The following is an 18,506-nucleotide window of genomic DNA, read 5'->3' on the forward strand; positions in this document are numbered from 1 at the left end:
TATGCCCAATGCCCAATGCCCTGTTTGCCCAATGCCCAGAATCACTAATTTCCAGGAGTGTCCCCCAGCCGGAAGTCGGCGGTTGCTGTCCCATTCTGAGTAAGATAGAAGCAACTGCAACTAAATTAATTGCTAATTCAGCCGATGTCTAGCTCAGAATCCCTCTCCTCTCCAGAACAGCCCGCCAACCCGGAGCAACTAAAAAAAATTCGCCATACCACCTCCCACGTTATGGCGATGGCGGTGCAGAAGTTATTTCCCAAGGCGCAAGTGACAATTGGCCCTTGGATCGAAAACGGTTTCTATTATGACTTTGACACTCCCGAACCTTTTACGGAACAGGATTTAAAAGCCATTAAAAAAGAGATGATCAAAATCATCAACCGCAAATTGCCTGTCACTCGCGAAGAAGTCAGCCGCGAAGAAGCGGAACGCAGAATTAAGGAGATTAACGAACCTTACAAATTAGAAATTTTAGAAGGTTTGATCGAACCGATTACTCTTTACCATTTGGGCGACGAATGGTGGGATTTGTGCGCGGGGCCTCACTTGGATAATACCAGTGAGTTGAATGCGAGGGCGATCGAACTCGAAAGCCTAGCAGGCGCATATTGGCGCGGCGACGAAACCAAAGCTCAGTTGCAGCGAATTTACGGCACAGCTTGGGAAACTCCCGAACAGCTAGCAGCATACAAACACCGCAAAGAAGAAGCATTAAGGCGAGATCACCGCAAATTAGGCAAAGAATTAGGCTTGTTTATTTTTGCCGATGCGGTGGGCCCCGGTTTGCCTTTGTGGACGCCGAAAGGTACTGTTTTGAGAAGTATTTTAGAAGATTTCTTGAAACAAGAACAAATCAAGCGCGGCTATTTGCAAGTTGTGACTCCACACATCGCCAGAGTTGATTTGTTCAAAATTTCTGGACACTGGCAGAAATACAAAGAAGATATGTTTCCGCTGATGGCAGAAGATGCAGAAGCGGCAGCAAACGAACAGGGTTTTGTGATGAAACCCATGAACTGCCCTTTCCACATCCAAATTTACAAAAGCGAATTGCGTTCCTATCGCGAACTGCCGATGCGCTTAGCGGAATTCGGCACAGTTTACCGCTACGAACAATCGGGAGAATTGAGTGGTTTAACCAGAGTGCGCGGCTTTACGGTGGATGATTCTCACTTATTTGTCACGCCGGAACAGTTGGATCAGGAATTCTTGAATGTGGTGGATTTGATTCTGTCAGTATTCAAGAGTCTGCAACTGAAAAACTTTAAGGCGCGTTTGAGTTTCCGCGATCCGAACAATTTAGAGAAATATATCGGTTCCGATGAAGCTTGGGAAAAGGCTCAAGGTGCAATCCGCCGCGCGGTAGAAACTTTGGGAATGAATTATTTTGAGGGAATTGGGGAGGCGGCTTTTTACGGCCCGAAACTCGATTTCATTTTCCAAGATGTCTTGGATCGCGAATGGCAACTAGGAACTGTTCAGGTAGATTACAACTTGCCAGAACGTTTTGATTTGGAATACGTTGCTGAAGACGGCACTCGCAAGCGTCCGGTGATGATTCACCGCGCTCCTTTCGGTTCTTTGGAACGCTTGATCGGGATTTTGATCGAGCAGTATGCCGGGGATTTTCCGCTGTGGTTAGCGCCGATTCAGGTGCGGTTGTTGCCTGTCAGCGCCGATTTTTTGCCCTTTGCGAAGGAAGTGGCGGCGAAGATGAAAATGCTCGGAATGCGCGCTGAAGCTGATGAGAGTAGCGAGCGTTTGGGCAAGTTGATTCGCAATGCTGAGAAGGATAAAATTCCGGTGATGGGTGTTGTGGGTGCGAAGGAAGTTGAGGCGAATAGTTTGAATATTCGGACTCGGGCTTCTGGGGAGTTGGGGGCAATTTCGGTTGATGAAGTGATTGGGAGGTTGCAGGGGGCGATTAGTAGTTACGGGGATTTTTAGGATGATTTTTTAACCGCAGATGAAGGCGGATTAACGCAGATTAACGCAGATAATAGTTGAATATTGTCTGCGTTTTTCTAATTTAGCTGCTAAAATAACTGTCAACTGTCAACTGTCAACTGTCAACTGCTATACGCTCATGCCTAATCCTTTTCCGGGGATGAATCCTTATTTAGAACATCCTGATTTTTGGCCAGAAGTCCATCATTTACTGATTAGTGCGATTAAGGAGTCGTTAACTCCGCAATTGCGCCCTAAATACCGCGTCGCTATTGAAAAGCGAATTTACGAAATCAAAGGTGAAAATTCTCTATTAGTAGCGATTCCTGATGTCTCTATCCAACAGAAACGCCGTCCCGCAAGTGCGATCGTCGCATCTAATGCTGTCGCCGTCGCTTCCCGAACTGTGCAGCCTTTAAAAGTGAGAATCCCAGTGTCGGAAGAATTTAGAGAAGGATATTTAGAAGTAATCGATATGGCAACCAAGGAAGTTGTCACGGTTATTGAAGTGCTTTCGCCTGCAAATAAACGCCGGGGGGAAGGTCGAGAAAAGTATGACAATAAGCGAAATAAAATATTTGATAGCAGTACCCATTTAGTCGAAATAGACTTGTTGCGGGGTGGGGAACCTTTGCCAGTTTTCGGACATTCCCATAAAAGCGACTGCCGCGTTTTAGTCAGCCGCAGCAATCAACGCCCGATCGCAGATTTATACTTATTTAACCTTCCCGATACAATTCCTGCATTTCCCTTGCCTTTGCGTCCAGAAGATGTAGAGCCTGTTCTGGATTTACAGGCGCTGATTAATCAAGTATACGATCGCGCAGGTTATGATTTTGAAATTGATTACACAGCCGATGCAGTGCCCCCGCTGTCAGAAACGGATGCTGTTTGGGTCGATTCTCTGTTGCGGGACAGAGCGTTAAGGGGATAATACAAGTAGGTAAATTAACAGGAGCTAGATTAATGCCTAATCCATTTCCGGGGATGAATCCTTATTTAGAAAGTCCTGAATTGTGGCGTTCTGTTCACAATAGGTTAATAGTGGCGATCGCAGATTTGCTGACTCCGCAACTGCTACCTAAATATTTAGTAGATATCGAACAAAGAATTTATCAAATCAGCGGCGAAGATGCTTTACTAATTGGAATTCCCGATGTTACGATACAGCGCTCACCAACTCCAGCAACCGAAACTAATTCTAATGTCGCCGTTGCTGCTCCGCCAGCCCAATCTTTGAAGGTGAGAATACCTTGGCCAGTGGAAGTAAAAGAAAGTTATTTGCAGGTCATTGAAACTGAAACTAAAAAGGTAGTGACTGTAATTGAAGTGCTTTATCCAACAAATAAGCGCCCTGGCAAAGGGCGAGAAATGTATGAAGGAAAGCGAGAAAAAGTGTTTGGTAGTCGCACTCATCTGGTTGAAATTGACTTGCTGCGAAGTTACCAACCCATGTTAGTTTTTGGTAACGATGTTGAGGCAAGTTATCGAATTTTAGTGAGTCGGGGAAATCAAAGGCCTGTGGCAGATTTGTACCTTTTCAATTTACCCGATATTATTCCTCCGTTTCCCTTGCCTTTGCGCGCAGGCGATGCAGAACCAATTGTAGATTTACAAGCGTTATTAAATGGGGTTTACGATCGCGCAGCCTATGACTTTAGAATAGATTACACCGCCGCACCCGTACCTGCGCTGTCGGAAGCCGATGCTGTTTGGGCCGATGCTTTGTTGGAAGAGAGGGGATTAAAAGGGCGATCGCAAATAACAACTGATAGTTAAGCGCCTAACCGCTTTTTCAACTCCTCCAAAAAATGAACAGACCAATATTCAAGAAATCGGCTTTTTAGAGGTTTGATGAATTTATCCCAAGGATTTAGGTCAACAATATAATTGCCAATTTTGATGCCAATCGGCTCTAAATGTTTGCCTGCTATTTCCTGGCTCAATAAAGGCAATTTTCTATTGCTTAGCTGTTCAATGAGCCACAGTACATCGCTCATTTTTTGTTGTTCTGGACTTTTGTTGATATCATTGGTAGAACCCGCAATATCATCTCGATCGAAAGAAATTATTGCTGTTAAATTAAACAGAGAACTATTAGCAATAAAGCATTGAGTTTGTTCTCTGGTTGGTAGCACTCCTAAGCGGAATTTGTCTAACAATTGTGCTAGCGATCGCACTGGAATAGCGCTCTCTGTATTGCTGATATCAGGAGCAATTAATAAGGAGGGCTGGTCTTTAATTGAAGGTCGGTCGATGCCCAGGTTTTCGATTAAGCTTTGAATCTGTTCGCAGTCAGGGCGATCGCAGAATTTATTCACAATATTTGGATACCGATCGTCGCTTAAAAATTCTAAAAGAGCAATGTACTTGCATCCTAGACTGTGACCAACCCAAAAATAACTCGATAAATCCTGATAAATTTCGCTTTCATAGCCTAACTTTTGAGCAATTTCGGTCAGTTCTGTTCTCAGTATCTCCTGCTCTTTTAATAACCCAATAGCGATCGGCCAGTGACGAAAAGTAAATCTAAATGGCAAAGCAACTACGGTATAACCTTCTTCAAACAACTGCTGTAAAAAATATCGATAAAACAGAGTTGGCAAACTACCAAAAAAAGTTCCACCAATAAATTGCACAACACCTTTTGGCTGCGGATGGATAGCTACCCAACTAAAAGAAACGGGCTGAAATCTAAATGAGTTCGACATTTTAATAAAGCTCAGTGAGTGTATAAGTGGGTATACTGATATCTTGCACCATTCTCAATTACTTGCTTAGGAACAGGCAAGATGCCTGTTCCACAAAAGATAAATTTTCTCGCTTCACAGGCATCTTGCCTGTTCTTGACAATGGTGCAAGATGTGAGTATAATTAAATGTAAGGTGGGCATCGCCCACCCTACAGTTACTTACCCTTTAACCGTTCTAGCTGCGAGACATTCTGACAGGGATATCGAATTTGTCCATCAGTGTATTTAGGTCTTTCAAATTGACATCATTGGCATCGAGTTCGGCTAGCAGTTGCACTAGCATTTGAGCTTTTTCTGAATTGTCAGCTTCCAAACTAGCCAAGTCCAAAGTACCGTTGCGTAACTTTTCCAAAATCGGCTCAAGGATTGGCCCGATGATAATTGGTTTGCCTGGTTCAGGAGGAATTTCGTTCAAGCCTTTTCCACTGGCGATCGCTAAAGTGTAATTGATTTGATCGAAGTCTGGTGGATTTTTAGTTTGTGATGGGAAATCATTCGGCAAGAAAGTACCGCGAATTTCGGGATTCAATAACACCTTGACTGGTGTTTTGCTTTGAGGTACAGACTTGGGAAATTTCAAGATTGCTGGCAAAAACAGCGAGACATATCCGCGCACTTCCAACAAACCTGGGTTGAGACTTGCTGGCAGAATTGGCAACAATTCAACAGATGCAGTTTTGTGAGCGGGTATTGTGAAAAATCCTCGATATACCTTCGGTTTCCCCGGCTGCTGAGTCAGAGTTACAGGGGTGTTATTGCCTTCAACGTCAACAACTAAGATAGCGTTGTTGAGCAAGATTTTATTAGGATCTGCCGGCACGGGTAAGCTGACGGTAAACTCAATCCGATATCGCAAGTCGATCGCTTCGAGATTGGAGATGGTGAGAAAGTATCCCTGAACGACTCGGCGAGCAACTGGGATGAGTTCTGGAGGGATGCCAATCACAGGTGCGATCGGCTTTGTGAGGATTTCAAAGGTGGAAACTTCCATGTTTTTGTCAGAGTAATTTAACTTTGTGGTTTGGTCTTTAGCCGGAAAATTTTGTTTGTGTTTTTCCGTGGCTATATCTATGAATAACTGCCCGTCGCGATTGGTTAACAGTCGCTTTTTCTGGTGACACTCGTTTTAGTTAACTCAAGTGAGTGTCGCTCGATCGTGCGACTTGACAATTTAAAAATTTTTGTTAAACGGCTGATGAAGGCCGATCGGGAATTTAATTTATCCTTGTGTATCCGGGGATGAAGATAAAATATCGAATTGATAATCAGCCCGATCGCACATTAATCTGTTGGTATAATTCCCGTTAAACAGACCTGCGGCACTCTGAAACCTAAAAAATCCTACACAAAACGTTACATATTTGTTAATATCGTGGCGAGTCTGTCTTCAGCAGCCCCTCTGTTAACCTTCTAAACTAACCGCTATGAGTCAACCTCCCTCAGCAATTCCCGCCTCCGAAGAGTCCGCCGCCGAAACTCCAACACCGCCGACAAACAATCCACCTCCACCGAGTTATGTCAAGCTGGCGATGCGGAACATGGTTCGCAAGCGGGCGACTTCTTTGTTTCACTTTGCTTTGACAGCGGCGGGACTTTTAGGCGTACTCGTCGGTTTGGCTTTTCTCGATCGATATTTCAATTCTTAATCGGGGATTCAAACAATCAGCCTCTAATTTTCGCTGATGTTTTTCATCTTTCACAATCGGGAGTTAAGCTGATTGTGTTCCCGGCCAGTTGCAATTTTCAACAAATTATTGTAATGTTCCTGCTGAAAGCAAAAAGTCTATTAGCTCGATCGCGCAATTGAAATTTGTAAAAGAATTGAATACAGCCCTTGACATGAGAACCAAAAAATGTTAATTGAGGTGAACGTCGAAGACTGTTACGGGATCGCCCAGCAGTCGGTGGACGCTTCCAACCTCCCTGAGAGTGCAGCCAGCGGGGAGATTTCAGCCGAAACCTGGGAACATTGGTTTAGCGTTTGGCTAGAAAACCAGGCGGCGGATGTACCAGTTGCCCCGGGCTACGAAGTCAGTCTGCGTTTAACCGCCGATCCCGAAATGCAAGCCCTCAACCTCCAGTACCGCCAGCTCGATCGATCGACCGATGTACTAGCTTTCGCAGCTTTAGAGGTAGACTGTCCTCAGCTAGAGGAAATCCAGTCATCTGAACCCCTATACTTGGGTGATATCGTGATATCGATCGATACAGCTCAGCGACAAGCCCAGCAGCAAGGACATTCCCTGAAGACCGAACTAGCTTGGCTCGCAGCCCACGGTTTTCTGCATCTTTTGGGGTGGGATCACCCGGATGAAGAGAGTCTGACTCAAATGCTCGATCGACAAGAAACATTGCTGCAGGCGATCGGTATTGCGATCCAAACAGCATAACTGAAGTTGATGGTTACTTAACAATTCATGTCAAGCCCAACATAACTTTCTGAAATTAAACCAAAACTTTAGTAAAAACTTAGGAAAGTTACCTAGACTTGATTAAGTCAATTTAAAAAGTCTAGCTTTCATTCATCTCTGTAACTTAAAGTTGGTTATTTATGACACTAGATAAACCCTCAATTTCATCAAAAATCGCACAGTTTCTGCCCATGCCTCCAGACTCTTCTAGCCAGACAGTCCACGAGTCTAAACAAGCCTTGAAATACAACCGAGAGCTGTCGTGGAAAATCGCATCTAGCTTAGCTACGAGTTTTAGATACGCTTGGGGGGGTCTGACTTATGCTTTTGAAACTCAGCGAAATTTTCGCATTCACACTGTTATTGGCACTTTGGCGATCGGACTCGGGCTATTTTTGCAACTGAAACCTGTAGAAATATCTGTGATCGGCGTCACCATTGGCATAGTTTTAGCAATGGAACTTTTGAATACGGCGATCGAATCGGTCGTAGACTTGACCGTCGGGCAATCTTATCACGAACTCGCCAGAATTGCCAAAGATTGCGCTGCCGGAGCAGTTCTGGTATCGGCAATGGCCGCAGCAATTGTTGCTGCTGCACTTCTACTCCCTCCCTTGTGGGCAGCCGTTCAAATTGCGATCGCCCGTCACTAACTTATTGGATCGGGCAAATTTTAGGTTTTAGATAACCAATTTGAGGTTTTTAGTTTTATTCGTCGTATATATTGCAGCTATTTTTATCTTCGGCATCCATCTAAAATCTGCAAGCGCTTGCTTTCAGGCAGCGAGTCAATCTAAAATCTAAAATCTAAAACCTAAAATCCCACTTAACCCGTGATTATAGTCATCGATAACTACGACAGCTTTACATACAATTTGGTACAGTATCTAGGAGAACTCGGTGCCCAGTTGCCCGTAGCCAGCGAAGTCCAAGTCTACCGCAACGACCAAATCTCCTTAGCAGAAATTCGCCGATTGCAGCCGGCAGCAGTGGTGATTTCTCCAGGCCCGGGGCGGCCGGAAGATGCAGGAATTTCTCTGGAATTAATCAAAGAATTGGGCCCGACTTTACCAATTTTAGGCGTGTGTCTCGGACATCAAAGTATCGGTCAAGTATTCGGCGGCAAAATTGTTTCTGCACCGATATTAATGCACGGCAAAACTTCTCAGGTAGAACACGCAGGAGTCGGAGTTTTTCAGGGCGTGGAATCGCCGATGATTGCAACTCGCTATCACAGTTTGGTAATTGAAAAGCAGAGTTGTCCAGAAGTTTTGGAAATTACGGCTTGGGTTGAAGACGGAACTATTATGGGCGTGCGGCATCGGGAATATCCGCACATTGAAGGTGTGCAATTTCACCCGGAAAGTATTTTGACGACTTCGGGAAAGCAATTATTGCGAAATTTCTTGGAACGGCTTTAGAGCTTTTTTGGATTGCGTAAAAAGTGCGATCGGATATAACCATCAATAACCCGGCAAGGTCGGACACGGCATTGCCGTGTCCCTACCCCAAAACATCACCCGACTAATTGTAGGGAAACGGCACTGCCGTGTCCTGATTTCGGGTAACTTGTCAGGGCGATCGATCTGATTCTGAAAGATTCAACAAATTGAATATATAGTTTTTTCATGGATTTGTGGTATAACAACAAACGACCAACACCCGACAACCGCAACCACAAGATGAAACGGCGACAATTAATACGTTACGCACAGACGGGTTTGCTAGCAGCTTTAGCAACTGGTTTGCCCTCTGGATGGGAAAGCTATCAAGCTCAAACTGCTGATTCTTTGTCGGTTCAGTGGTTGGGCCACACTTGCTTCTTGTTCGCCGGAGGCGGTGCGAGGGTGCTGGTGAATCCTTTTCGCCCGATCGGCTGTACGGCAGGCTATCGCTCTCCTAAAGTGCAAACAGATTTGATTCTGATTAGCAGTCGGTTGCTCGATGAAGGGGCGATCGACGGATTTGCGGGCAATCCGGGTCTTTTGTACGAGCCAGGGGCTTACAGGTCTAACGGGCTGCGGATTCAAGGGATTCGGACGCAAAAAGACCGTGAGGGAGGAAGGCGATTTGGGGTCAATGTGGCTTGGCTGTGGCAGCAAGCGGGCGTTAAGATTTTACACTTGGGCGGAGTTGCTGGCCCGATCGGCATTGAAGAGCAAATCTTAATCGGGCGGCCGGATGTAGTGCTCATTCCCGTGGGCGGAGGGCCGAAAGCTTACACTCCGGCGGAAGCGAAGCAAACTTTGCAGCTTCTTAAACCGAAGATGGTGATTCCGACACATTTCAAAACCCAAGCCGCCGATGCTGCTGCGTGCGATTTGGTGCCCCTAGATGAATTCTTGGCGCTGATGGATGGTACGCCTGTGCGCCGATTGAATAATGACACGATTTCGATCAAATCTGCTGACTTACCCCAAACTGGTTCGGTGATTGAGGTTTTGAGTTACAGATTTAGCGGTTGATGCCCGATTGCTCAGCTTGCGCTATAGTAAGGAAGTTTTGGTCGATCGGGGATGCAAGACAATTTTCTCTCTATCTTAGCCTCTGGCAACCTTGCTTTTTGTCGAGATTTGGCTAACATAACAATTCATGTTCACTGTTTTATCTCATAAGGAAATGCAAGCGCAATGAAAAATCAAAATTTACCTAGCTGGATCAAACAACTCACAGGTTTCGCAGGAGTAATCGGCGCTAGCGCGTTGATTGGTTTCCCAGCTTGGGCTCACATCACCTCCAACACCAATGTTGCTAATGCAGCTCAAACTCAACAAGTTGCAGGAAATGTGAAAACCGCTGCCTCACCGGCACCAATGGCTCAAGCGAAGGATATTGTCGCTATTGCATCTGGCGACGCTCAATTCAAGACTCTGACAAAGGCTTTGGGAGCAGCAGGCTTGGTGACAACTTTGCAAGGAAAAGGCCCCTTCACTGTTTTCGCACCGACAGACGCCGCATTTGCTGCTTTGCCAAAAGCAACTTTGGATGATTTGCTCAAACCGGCCAACAAAGCCAAACTTACTAAGATTTTAACTTACCACGTTGTTCCTGGTTCGGTTTTATCTACTAGCCTGAAATCCGGCGATGTTAAAAGTGTCGAAGGCAGCTCGCTGAAGGTGGCTGTTAGCGCAGGCAAAGTTACTGTCAGCGGCGCTAATGTTGTGAAAGCTGATATCAAAGCTAGCAACGGCGTTATTCACGAAATTGACAAGGTGTTGATGCCCCCTGATGTCAAGTAGGACTAGCGTTTTTTCGATCGAATGATATCAGATTCGGTTAAATGAACGCGAAGTAAGGACACAACATTATTATTGTGTCCTTATTTTTATGGTAGGCAATTCAGAATTAATATAGATATAGCAGTTCTCAAATAAGTGAGGTACGTAGTCGATGCTCTAGCCCTCTTAATTGTGCTTATGTAGAGCTATAGCCTTTCTCAAAAAGGTGAGGTACGAATTTTGACCTGGAAAGCTTGACAATACAGGGTTTCTGTATACCTCATTTATCTGAGAACCGCTATAAGTGAGGTAAGCACCTACCTAACAACTCCGATTACCAATTAATACTCATACCTCATCTACCTGAGAAAGGCTATAACGTGAGTTCGGGATAAAGAAGGGGGAAAACAGATAGGCTGAAAGTGCTAAATTCTCATCCATCTGCTTGCCCAATTTTGAGTCTAGAAGAACTATTGTGCTCCGTCGATGACGAATGCCAAAGTTTTGAACCGCAGTGGGAACCCCAACTGTTAGACAACGGACTGCAAAAACTTCATCGCAGTCGCAGCTTATGCTTGAGCGGATCGTGACGATTCTAATTGGCTTTCACCAATCTTGCTATCGGAATTTCAAAGCCTACTATCAGCAGTTTTGATTGCGCTTGTTCGATCGCACACAATACAACCTGCGGAACCAAGCAAAAGTACCACAGTCTAAAATCTAAAATCTCAAATCATCAAGATGCCATTACTCGAAATAGGAGATCCGGCTCCCTGGTTTTCCATTCCTTCGACAAATAACCCCTTATTTCATTTCTCGACGGTTGGCGGCCGGCGAGTCGTGCTGTTTTTCTTTGCCAGCACAGCTTTTGAACAAATCCAAGTTATCCTCAAAAGCTTTCAAGAGCTATCAGAGGACTTCCAAAGCTTGCAAGTACCGCAGTTCGGAGTCAGCGTTGACCCAGCAGACAAAGAACAAAACAGACCGACAACAATTGCTCCGTCATTCATCTTTTTCTGGGACTTTGATAAAAAACTCAGCCAACAGTACGGTGTTTGCCGAGATGTCGAACAAAATGGAGTTGCCGGAGTTCACTATGCACCCCAAACTTTTGTTCTCAACGAGAACCTTCAGGTAATTAACATTTTCCCGATCGGCGAACCGCACCAACACGCCCAGCAAGTATTAGATTTTCTCAAAACTTGGCCCCCAATTGAGGAAGCCCGAGCCGCCACTCGCCACGCCCCGGTGTTAGTAATTCCTAACGTTTTGGACAAAGCTTTTTGCCGTAGTTTGATCGATATTTACAAAGCTGACGGTGGCAGTCCATCGGGCTTTATGAGGCAAATAGACGGGAAAACTGTTGGCCTGCACGACGACACTTTCAAGAAGCGCCGAGATTTCTTTATTAAAGATGAGGATTTCCAGCGACAATTGAGTGCGATTATTTTCCGCCGGGTGCGGCCGGAAATAGAAAAAGCTTTTCAGTTTACAATTACCAGGTTTGAACGGTATTTGATAGGTTGTTATGATGCCGAGACTGGCGGTTATTTTCAGCCGCACCGCGACAACACGAGCAAAGCTACGCTGCACCGCCGGTTTGCGATGACGCTGAACTTGAATGTGGGGGAGTACACGGGGGGATTTTTACGGTTTCCAGAGTACGCGCCGCACGGTTATAAAGGCGATTCTGGCACGGCAATTATTTTTTCGTGTTCTTTGCTGCACGAAGCGACTCCCGTGATTAGCGGCCAGCGTTTTGCTTTGCTGTCTTTTTTCTACGGCAATGAGGATGCTGCAGTACGACAAGCTAATTTTAAGTATCTTGCTGCTGACTCAGATTCCCGAATTGGAGAACCGGCGTGAGGAAAGTCACTACCGCAGTGCAAGTCCTAAAATAATTACAGAAGGTAGTTAGCGGTTAGCAACCAAACCTAATTCCTAGCTGCCGATCGCTAAATAATAATCGATCGCCATGAATTTAAAACTTCTAAGTTTAGCAGTATCGGGAATTTTAACCGTTGGGGTAACAGCCAGCGCTGCTGCGGTTGTTACGGCGCCCCTTGGACGGTCGGAGGCAGATTTAACGGAATTTAACTCGGTGCATTCCCGAGGTGCGATCGCCCAAAATGTCGAAGAACAAACCAATATTCGGGTCTACGAAAAGGCCAGTCCGGCCGTTGTTACCGTCGATACCGATAAATCTAACGGCAGCGGCACAATTATCAGCCCCGACGGCATGGTTTTAACGAACGCCCACGTTGTGTCCGCCGGCGGTACCGTCAATATCATTTTGTCAGACGGCAGAAAACTTGTCGGCGATGTCGTCGGATTCGGCGAAGAAGGTCTAGACTTAGCCGTGGTTAAGATTCGCGGTCAAAACAATTTGCCCACAATTCCTTTAGCCCCTCCCGGTTCGGTGAAAGTCGGGCAACAAGCATTTGCGATCGGCAATCCATTCGGTCAATTTCAAGGTACTTTTACAGTCGGAATCGTCAGCCGCATCGACCTTTCTCGGGGCTTAATTCAAACCGACGCCGCCATCAATCCCGGCAATTCAGGAGGCCCGCTGCTCAACAGTTCAGGAGAATTAATCGGCGTCAATACTTCTATTTTTACTCGCGGTCGGGGCGGTGGCAGTATCGGTATCGGTTTTGCAATTTCAGCAGACAAAGTACCCGCTTTCCTGACAGCGGTGCGAGAAGGGCGAGCTCCCCGCGTGGCTCAAGCCCGATCGCCCTTTGGCAGCAAATCACCTCAAAAAGTTCCGTTAAACGGGCCCGCCGTCAGCGGCTTGCTAACCGACAAGTCTAGCGTTCTGCCCACCGACAACAGCTTTTTTGACCTCTACTCCTTTGAAGGAAAAGCGGGCCAGCAAATCACAATAGAAATGAAAAGTCAAGAAATTGACCCTTATTTAATTTTGCTCGGGCCCAACCAGCGCGAAATCGCGCAAGACGATGACGGGGCCGGCAGTAAAGACGCCAGAATTACAGTCAGGCTGCCAGCAGACGGGACTTACACGTTAGTGGCAAATTCCTACGAAGCTAGGCAGTCTGGGGCTTATACGTTAGAACTGAAAGCGAGTGCTCCTACCGAGCCTTCTCGGGCGATTTTGCAAGAAGAAGGCGCTTTAGTCGCAGGCGGCCCGGTATTGCCGTCTGACAACAGTCTGTATCGCGAGTATACTTTTGAAGGTCGATCGGGTCAGTCTGTAGCCATTTCCCTCGAAAGTACAGATTTCGATCCCTATGTGGCTATCTTTGGCCCTAACGGCCGATTAGTGGCAGAAAATGACGATGCGAGCGATTCGACTAAAAATGCGTTTCTGAGTGTTACTTTGCCCGCTACGGGTCGCTATCGCGTAATTGTCAATGCTTATGATGCTTCGGGCCGGGGTCGTTACGCTCTAACTGTCCGGTGAAAATTGGCCAAACAGGGCATTGGCCAAACAGGGCATTGGGCATTGGTAGCACCTAACGAATAACTCATGACTACTGACTACTGACTACTGACTACTGACTACTGACTTCTTCCTTCCTTCTTCGTTGCAAATCGAGGTAATTCATGCGTCAAGTTAGATTTTGGGCGATCGCGCCAATTGCTCTACTAGCTACTTTTTCTGGCAAACCGACTCTCTCTCTGCCAGTTTCAAATTCAAGTGGAGTTGCTAACAGCAGTTCCACCTTCATTTCAGCAGAATTTCCTCAAAAGTCACTTGATGCGACCCTTGCGAGCAAGGCTGTTTTAGCTCAAGCAAGCCCCAGGCCGTCGCCATCTCCATCTCCACAGAGTTCGCCAACTCAAAGTCCAACTGTACAACCTTCGCCGAGTCCCGATCCGGGTTCATCTAAGGTCATTTTAGAGCAAAACGGAGAACTCACCCCTGCTAAGTCTTCTGTACTGCCCTCGGACAGCAGTTTGTACGACGAGTATACCTTTGAAGGAACTCAGGGTCAGAAAGTGGTTGTTACCGTAGAAAGTACCGAGTTTGATACTTATCTCGCTATTTTTAACTCCAAAGGCGAGCTACTTGCAGAAAATGATGATGCCACGCAGCAAAATTCCAATTCTGAGCTTACTGTTACCTTGTCTGCGAACGGTCGCTACCGCGTCATTGTCAATGCTTACGATCCGCCTCCAAAAGGTAGAGGCAAGTACAGTTTGACTGTCCGCGAAACAACTGGAAATTAGTTTGAACGAAACTTCGGAGTCAGGACACGGCAATGCCGTGTCCCTATAATTCTAGGACGATCGCACTACCAGTAACTGCGATCGACTTTGGAACCCACATTCCGCAGATATTCGATCGGATTTAATTTCAAAAAGATTCAGAGTTGTCAAAACCTCAAATGATTGCTATGCAATCATTTGAGGTTTTTTTAAGGTATAATAATTTGTGCAAGTAGACCAACCATAAAAATCATGAAAAAGCCATCTGAAGCTATAAATATCGTAAATTTAGACCATTTGGGAATAGTAGCAGGGATAATAGATGAAATGGAATTGGTAGAAGAAGTCAACAAAAAGGTGGGATTAAGAATAAAAGAAACCATCAGTCCAGGACAAGTAATGAAAGCAATGATTTTGAACGGACTAGGATTTTTGAGTGCCCCAATCTACCTATTCGACAGGTTTTTTGTCGGAAAAGCAACAGAACATTTAATTGGAAAAGGAGTGACCCCCGAACAATTAAATGATGACAGAATCGGGAGAGCATTAGACAAATATCATCAAGCTGGAACGACAAAATTATTCACAGCAATTGCCATGAAAGCGGCTCTAAAATTTCAAGTAGAAATGAAAAGCGTTCACCTAGACAGCAGTTCAATATCAGTAGAAGGAGCATACAAAAACTGTCAGGGAAAAAGCCAGGAAGTTGAGATAGAATCTGAGGATATAGAATCTTCCATGAAAACCATAAAAATCGTTCACGGCTATTCAAGAGATAAAAGACCAGACCTCAAACAATTTATGATTGACACGATCGTAAGTGGGGATGGAGATGTACCATTGTATCTCAAAATAGATGACGGAAACGCCGATGATAAAAGTGTCTTTGTTGCGAGATTGAAAGAATTTAAAAATCAGTGGACATTTGACGGGATCTGTGTGGCAGACAGTGCCTTATACACAGCAGAAAATTTGTCAGCAATGGCAGGAATGAAATGGATAACCAGAGTACCATTAAGCATAAAAGAAGCTCAAAATAAAATCTGCAACATTGAAGATAGTGACTGGGAAGACTCTCAAATAAAAGGCTATAAAATAGCAACCAGAACGAGTGAATATACCGACATAAAACAAAGATGGCTGGTGATAGAAAGTGAAATCAGAAAGCAAGCAGACCTTAAAAAAATAACCCAGCAAGTAGAGAAACAATTAGAATCAGCTAAAACCAAGCTGCATAGGCTATCCAGGCAAAACTTTGCTTGTATTGCCGATGCGGAAGTTGCACTAAATAAAGTTATCAGACTCATGGAAATATCACCAAATAACAGAAATCAAATCCCAAGAAAAATCAGTTAAAGCAACAAAAAGTAAGCTCAACAAATTGAACCAGACACAGACAAAAGTTTATCAAGTAACGGGTGAAATAGAACCCCGAAGTTCAGCGATTGAAGTGGAACAAGTCAAAGCTGGGAGATTTATATTAGCCACAAATATCTTAGAGACTGAAGCAGTGAGCAATCAACAGGTATTATCGGAATACAAAGCGCAGCAAAGTAATGAAAGAGGATTTAGATTTATCAAAGATCCGTTATTTTTTACTTCCAGCGTATTCGTGAAAAAGCCGGAGCGAGTTGAAGCAATCGGAATGATAATGGGACTGTGTTTGTTAGTGTATAATCTAGCGCAAAGGAAATTGAGACAACAATTATCAGCTACCAATGAGCAAGTGAAAAATCAGGTAAAGAAATTGACCGATCGGCCGACAATGCGCTGGATATTTCAGGTGTTTCAGGCGGTGCATTTAGTGACGATAAATGGAGCGAAGCAGGTCAGCAATTTAACCCAAGAACGTCAAGATATCTTGCGGCATTTAGGAGAGTATTGCTGTCAATACTATTTAATGTTTTCAAGTGAATAGCGATCGATAACTAGGTGTAGATATTTGTGAATAATTTTCATTAATTAGTCAAGACAAATTGCTCTTGGCATAAGTTGTCTTGCTTAAAAAGATGAGCGATAGCAATAAAATAGCAACATAAATATGTGAGGAAAAGTCAATTATTTCAACTTACTTAATTTAGGTAAATTTGACAAGATTCTGTAACGCTAAGACCTTATAAGTTCAACCCAAAATCCTTTGGTTTCCAAGTTTTCACAACTGATAAAAAAATCCGACCCACATCTGCGGAATGTGGGTTGGAAATTCATACAGCAGATTCCACGTTGAGGAAGGACACCCGCCGATCGCTCAATCCCCGTAGGGACTTAGGCACTCGCCGTGTCCCTACTGCTGTTAATAAACCTGGGATACGCTGTATGTTTGCGTGCAACTATAAAAGTCATAATCTTCTACCTCTAATTTGATAAACTGTATTTTAAATAAGTCTTAAAAATCAAACGGAAGCTGAAATATAGATAATTTTTCAGCTTCCCTTTTTAATTGATTTTGACTAATTTAACGCAGACCCAGCCAGGTGAAAAAATCCTGGCGGGTGAAGAATTCTAGCAGCAAAAGTCCCACGAATCCCACCATAGCAAATCGGCCGTTGATTTGTTCTGCATAGGCATTCCACCCAAACGCTGGTTCTGGTTGTTTTGGGGTATTTGGGGTTGTCGGTTTTGGGGATGGAGGAGTTTTCGCAGTCATTTAAAAGTTTTGAGTTTCGAGTTTTGAGTGATGATTTTTGGGAAGCTTGGCGATCGCACAACTTGTAATTTACCAGGAAAATGACAGCCGATCGCTAATCTGCTGACTTTTCTAAACTTTGAACCGATTCGATCAGATTTCGCACGGTTTCGGTACCTTCTGAAGGCTCAAAAAACAGCGGGAACTTGCCGCGAGCGATCATTCTCAAACCCAACGGGCCCAGACTCAGCAAACCTTTAACGTCGCGGAAGTAGTTTCCTACTACTTCGATGCCAAACTTGCGCTCGTCTATCCAGCCGCCTTCTTTGACGAGATCGATTAAGACTTTGCGGTGGCGGATCGATCGGCTGGCTTGGTCGTCTTTGCGATCGAGAATCTCCTGTTTAATCTTACCAATTTGATCCATCGGCGCGACTTCCATCGGACAAACCGAGTTGCAGTAGTAACAGCGGGTGCATCCCCAAACGCCTGCAGTGCCTTCGTTGTATTTTTCGAGCCGATTTTCGGTTTCGCTGTCGCGGGAGTCGGCGATCGTGCGGTAAGCTTTGGCGAGGGCGTGGGGGCCGACAAATTCCGGGTTGACTTCGCGGGCGTTGCACTCAGAATAGCACGCGCCGCAGAGGATGCAGTTGCCGGTTTGGTCGAGTTTCGATCGCTCTTCGGGAGTTTGCAGAAATTCGCGTTCTGGAATTGCTCGCGAGGAGGTGCTGACATAGGGTTCAACCGCTTCTAGGTTGTCCCAAAAACTGGTCATGTCAACAACCAAATCTTTAATTACTGGCATATTTCCCATTGGGGCGACGGTGATTTCGGGAATCGAATCGGCAGGCTTTTCTGCTGAACTGGAATGGGCTATTTTTTGCAGTCTGGCGAGTTCGCTGCCCACATTTTCTTTGCAAGCTAATGCCGATCGACCGTTAATCCGCATAGAACAACTGCCGCAAATTGTATTGCGGCAATTTTTGCGAAAAGCTAAAGTACCGTCGTGTTCCCACTTGATGCTGTTGAGGCAGTCGAGGATGGTATTGCTCTCTTCCACGTCTAGGGTGTAAGCGTGAACCCGGGGAACCTCATTTTGATTTTGGCGGACTACGTTAAAACGGACTTGCATATTTTGAGTGAAGAATTTAGTTTCTATTTTAAGCAGGATTTTCTGGCTTTACAAAAAGCTAGTATTTTTTAACAACTACCTAAAGTAGTAGATTGAACCACTTTTATTTTTGTTTGATAAACAGCAATAATCCTAAAGTTATAAATCCTAAATAGCAACTTTTTTAAGCGGATTTTTTAGATTTTAATTGGATATAAAAGTAATTAATCGCTGCAGTTCGCGAGTCGGAGGTGCGTGATGTCCA

Annotated in this window: 17 protein-coding genes and 1 pseudogene; 14 read left to right on the top strand and 4 right to left on the bottom strand. The window is 45.0% G+C overall.

Translation table 11 applies throughout. The features are described 5' to 3' along the window. The first annotated feature begins 8 nt into the window (after positions 1 to 8). From QUA56_RS01465 to QUA56_RS01480, 4 genes are all read left to right on the top strand, one after another. The gene (locus QUA56_RS01465; RefSeq protein WP_333352221.1) at positions 9 to 152 is read left to right on the top strand and encodes a hypothetical protein; all 144 of its coding nucleotides are present in this window, start codon (positions 9 to 11) and stop codon (positions 150 to 152) included. Continuing rightward, entirely contained in the window at positions 145 to 1,950 is a 1,806-nt protein-coding gene (gene thrS, locus QUA56_RS01470) for a threonine--tRNA ligase (RefSeq protein ID WP_333352223.1), read from the top strand. Before QUA56_RS01465 ends, thrS begins: the two co-directional genes overlap by 8 nt. Before the next feature lie 139 nt (positions 1,951 to 2,089). Further along, positions 2,090 to 2,884: a DUF4058 family protein gene (locus QUA56_RS01475; RefSeq protein WP_333352226.1), complete on the top strand. Its 795-nt coding sequence runs from the start codon at positions 2,090 to 2,092 to the stop codon at positions 2,882 to 2,884. Positions 2,885 to 2,916: 32 nt separating this feature from the next. After that, on the top strand, positions 2,917 to 3,729 hold the full coding sequence (locus tag QUA56_RS01480; protein WP_333352229.1) for a DUF4058 family protein: 813 nt from the start codon (positions 2,917 to 2,919) through the stop codon (positions 3,727 to 3,729). On the opposite strand, the gene QUA56_RS01485 is transcribed toward QUA56_RS01480, so the two are convergent. Both QUA56_RS01485 and QUA56_RS01490 read right to left on the bottom strand, forming a co-directional pair. Further along, positions 3,726 to 4,661: a DUF1350 family protein gene (locus tag QUA56_RS01485; RefSeq protein ID WP_333352232.1), complete on the bottom strand. Its 936-nt coding sequence runs from the start codon at positions 4,659 to 4,661 to the stop codon at positions 3,726 to 3,728. The two genes, QUA56_RS01480 and QUA56_RS01485, sit on opposite strands and share 4 nt — an antisense overlap. 216 nt (positions 4,662 to 4,877) lie before the next feature. Beyond that, positions 4,878 to 5,693 carry a hypothetical protein gene (locus QUA56_RS01490; RefSeq protein WP_333352235.1) on the bottom strand — a complete coding sequence of 272 codons (816 nt, stop codon included), beginning with the start codon at positions 5,691 to 5,693 and terminating at the stop codon, positions 4,878 to 4,880. 433 nt (positions 5,694 to 6,126) lie between these two features. Between QUA56_RS01490 and QUA56_RS01495 the strand changes: the two genes are divergently transcribed. The 10 genes and pseudogenes from QUA56_RS01495 (at position 6,127) to QUA56_RS01540 (ending at position 16,422) form a co-directional block, all read left to right on the top strand. After that, complete coding sequence (locus QUA56_RS01495; RefSeq protein ID WP_333352237.1) at positions 6,127 to 6,348, top strand: DUF3285 domain-containing protein; 222 nt, start codon at positions 6,127 to 6,129, stop codon at positions 6,346 to 6,348. Positions 6,349 to 6,555: 207 nt separating this feature from the next. Continuing rightward, the gene (gene ybeY / locus QUA56_RS01500; RefSeq protein ID WP_333352239.1) at positions 6,556 to 7,092 is read left to right on the top strand and encodes an rRNA maturation RNase YbeY; all 537 of its coding nucleotides are present in this window, start codon (positions 6,556 to 6,558) and stop codon (positions 7,090 to 7,092) included. 161 nt (positions 7,093 to 7,253) lie between these two features. Beyond that, positions 7,254 to 7,766, top strand: a complete 513-nt coding sequence (locus QUA56_RS01505; protein WP_333352242.1) for a diacylglycerol kinase family protein — start codon at positions 7,254 to 7,256, stop codon at positions 7,764 to 7,766. A gap of 180 nt (positions 7,767 to 7,946) precedes the next feature. Then, positions 7,947 to 8,534: an aminodeoxychorismate/anthranilate synthase component II gene (locus QUA56_RS01510; protein ID WP_333352245.1), complete on the top strand. Its 588-nt coding sequence runs from the start codon at positions 7,947 to 7,949 to the stop codon at positions 8,532 to 8,534. A 261-nt stretch (positions 8,535 to 8,795) separates the two neighbouring features. Next, positions 8,796 to 9,578, top strand: a complete 783-nt coding sequence (locus tag QUA56_RS01515; protein WP_333352663.1) for an MBL fold metallo-hydrolase — start codon at positions 8,796 to 8,798, stop codon at positions 9,576 to 9,578. 165 nt (positions 9,579 to 9,743) lie between these two features. Next, positions 9,744 to 10,352: a fasciclin domain-containing protein gene (locus QUA56_RS01520; protein WP_333352248.1), complete on the top strand. Its 609-nt coding sequence runs from the start codon at positions 9,744 to 9,746 to the stop codon at positions 10,350 to 10,352. A gap of 720 nt (positions 10,353 to 11,072) precedes the next feature. After that, complete coding sequence (locus QUA56_RS01525) at positions 11,073 to 12,197, top strand: redoxin domain-containing protein (RefSeq protein WP_333352249.1); 1,125 nt, start codon at positions 11,073 to 11,075, stop codon at positions 12,195 to 12,197. A gap of 109 nt (positions 12,198 to 12,306) precedes the next feature. Next, positions 12,307 to 13,755 carry a trypsin-like peptidase domain-containing protein gene (locus QUA56_RS01530; protein WP_333352252.1) on the top strand — a complete coding sequence of 483 codons (1,449 nt, stop codon included), beginning with the start codon at positions 12,307 to 12,309 and terminating at the stop codon, positions 13,753 to 13,755. A 143-nt stretch (positions 13,756 to 13,898) separates the two neighbouring features. Next, a complete protein-coding gene (locus QUA56_RS01535; protein WP_333352255.1) occupies positions 13,899 to 14,525 on the top strand; it encodes a pre-peptidase C-terminal domain-containing protein in 627 nt (208 codons plus the stop codon). A 231-nt stretch (positions 14,526 to 14,756) separates the two neighbouring features. Next, a pseudogene (locus tag QUA56_RS01540) lies at positions 14,757 to 16,422 on the top strand (IS1634 family transposase). Positions 16,423 to 16,959: 537 nt separating this feature from the next. On the opposite strand, the gene QUA56_RS01545 reads toward QUA56_RS01540, so the two are convergent. Together QUA56_RS01545 and QUA56_RS01550 are read right to left on the bottom strand one after the other, a co-directional pair. Next, positions 16,960 to 17,151: a chlorophyll a/b-binding protein gene (locus QUA56_RS01545; protein WP_172191677.1), complete on the bottom strand. Its 192-nt coding sequence runs from the start codon at positions 17,149 to 17,151 to the stop codon at positions 16,960 to 16,962. Positions 17,152 to 17,245: 94 nt separating this feature from the next. Then, on the bottom strand, positions 17,246 to 18,262 hold the full coding sequence (locus QUA56_RS01550; protein WP_333352258.1) for a succinate dehydrogenase/fumarate reductase iron-sulfur subunit: 1,017 nt from the start codon (positions 18,260 to 18,262) through the stop codon (positions 17,246 to 17,248). Between the last annotated feature and the right edge of the window lie 244 nt (positions 18,263 to 18,506).

It is taken from the genome of Microcoleus sp. N3A4 (genome assembly GCF_036701805.1).
In the GTDB taxonomy this organism is placed as follows: domain Bacteria; phylum Cyanobacteriota; class Cyanobacteriia; order Cyanobacteriales; family Microcoleaceae; genus Microcoleus.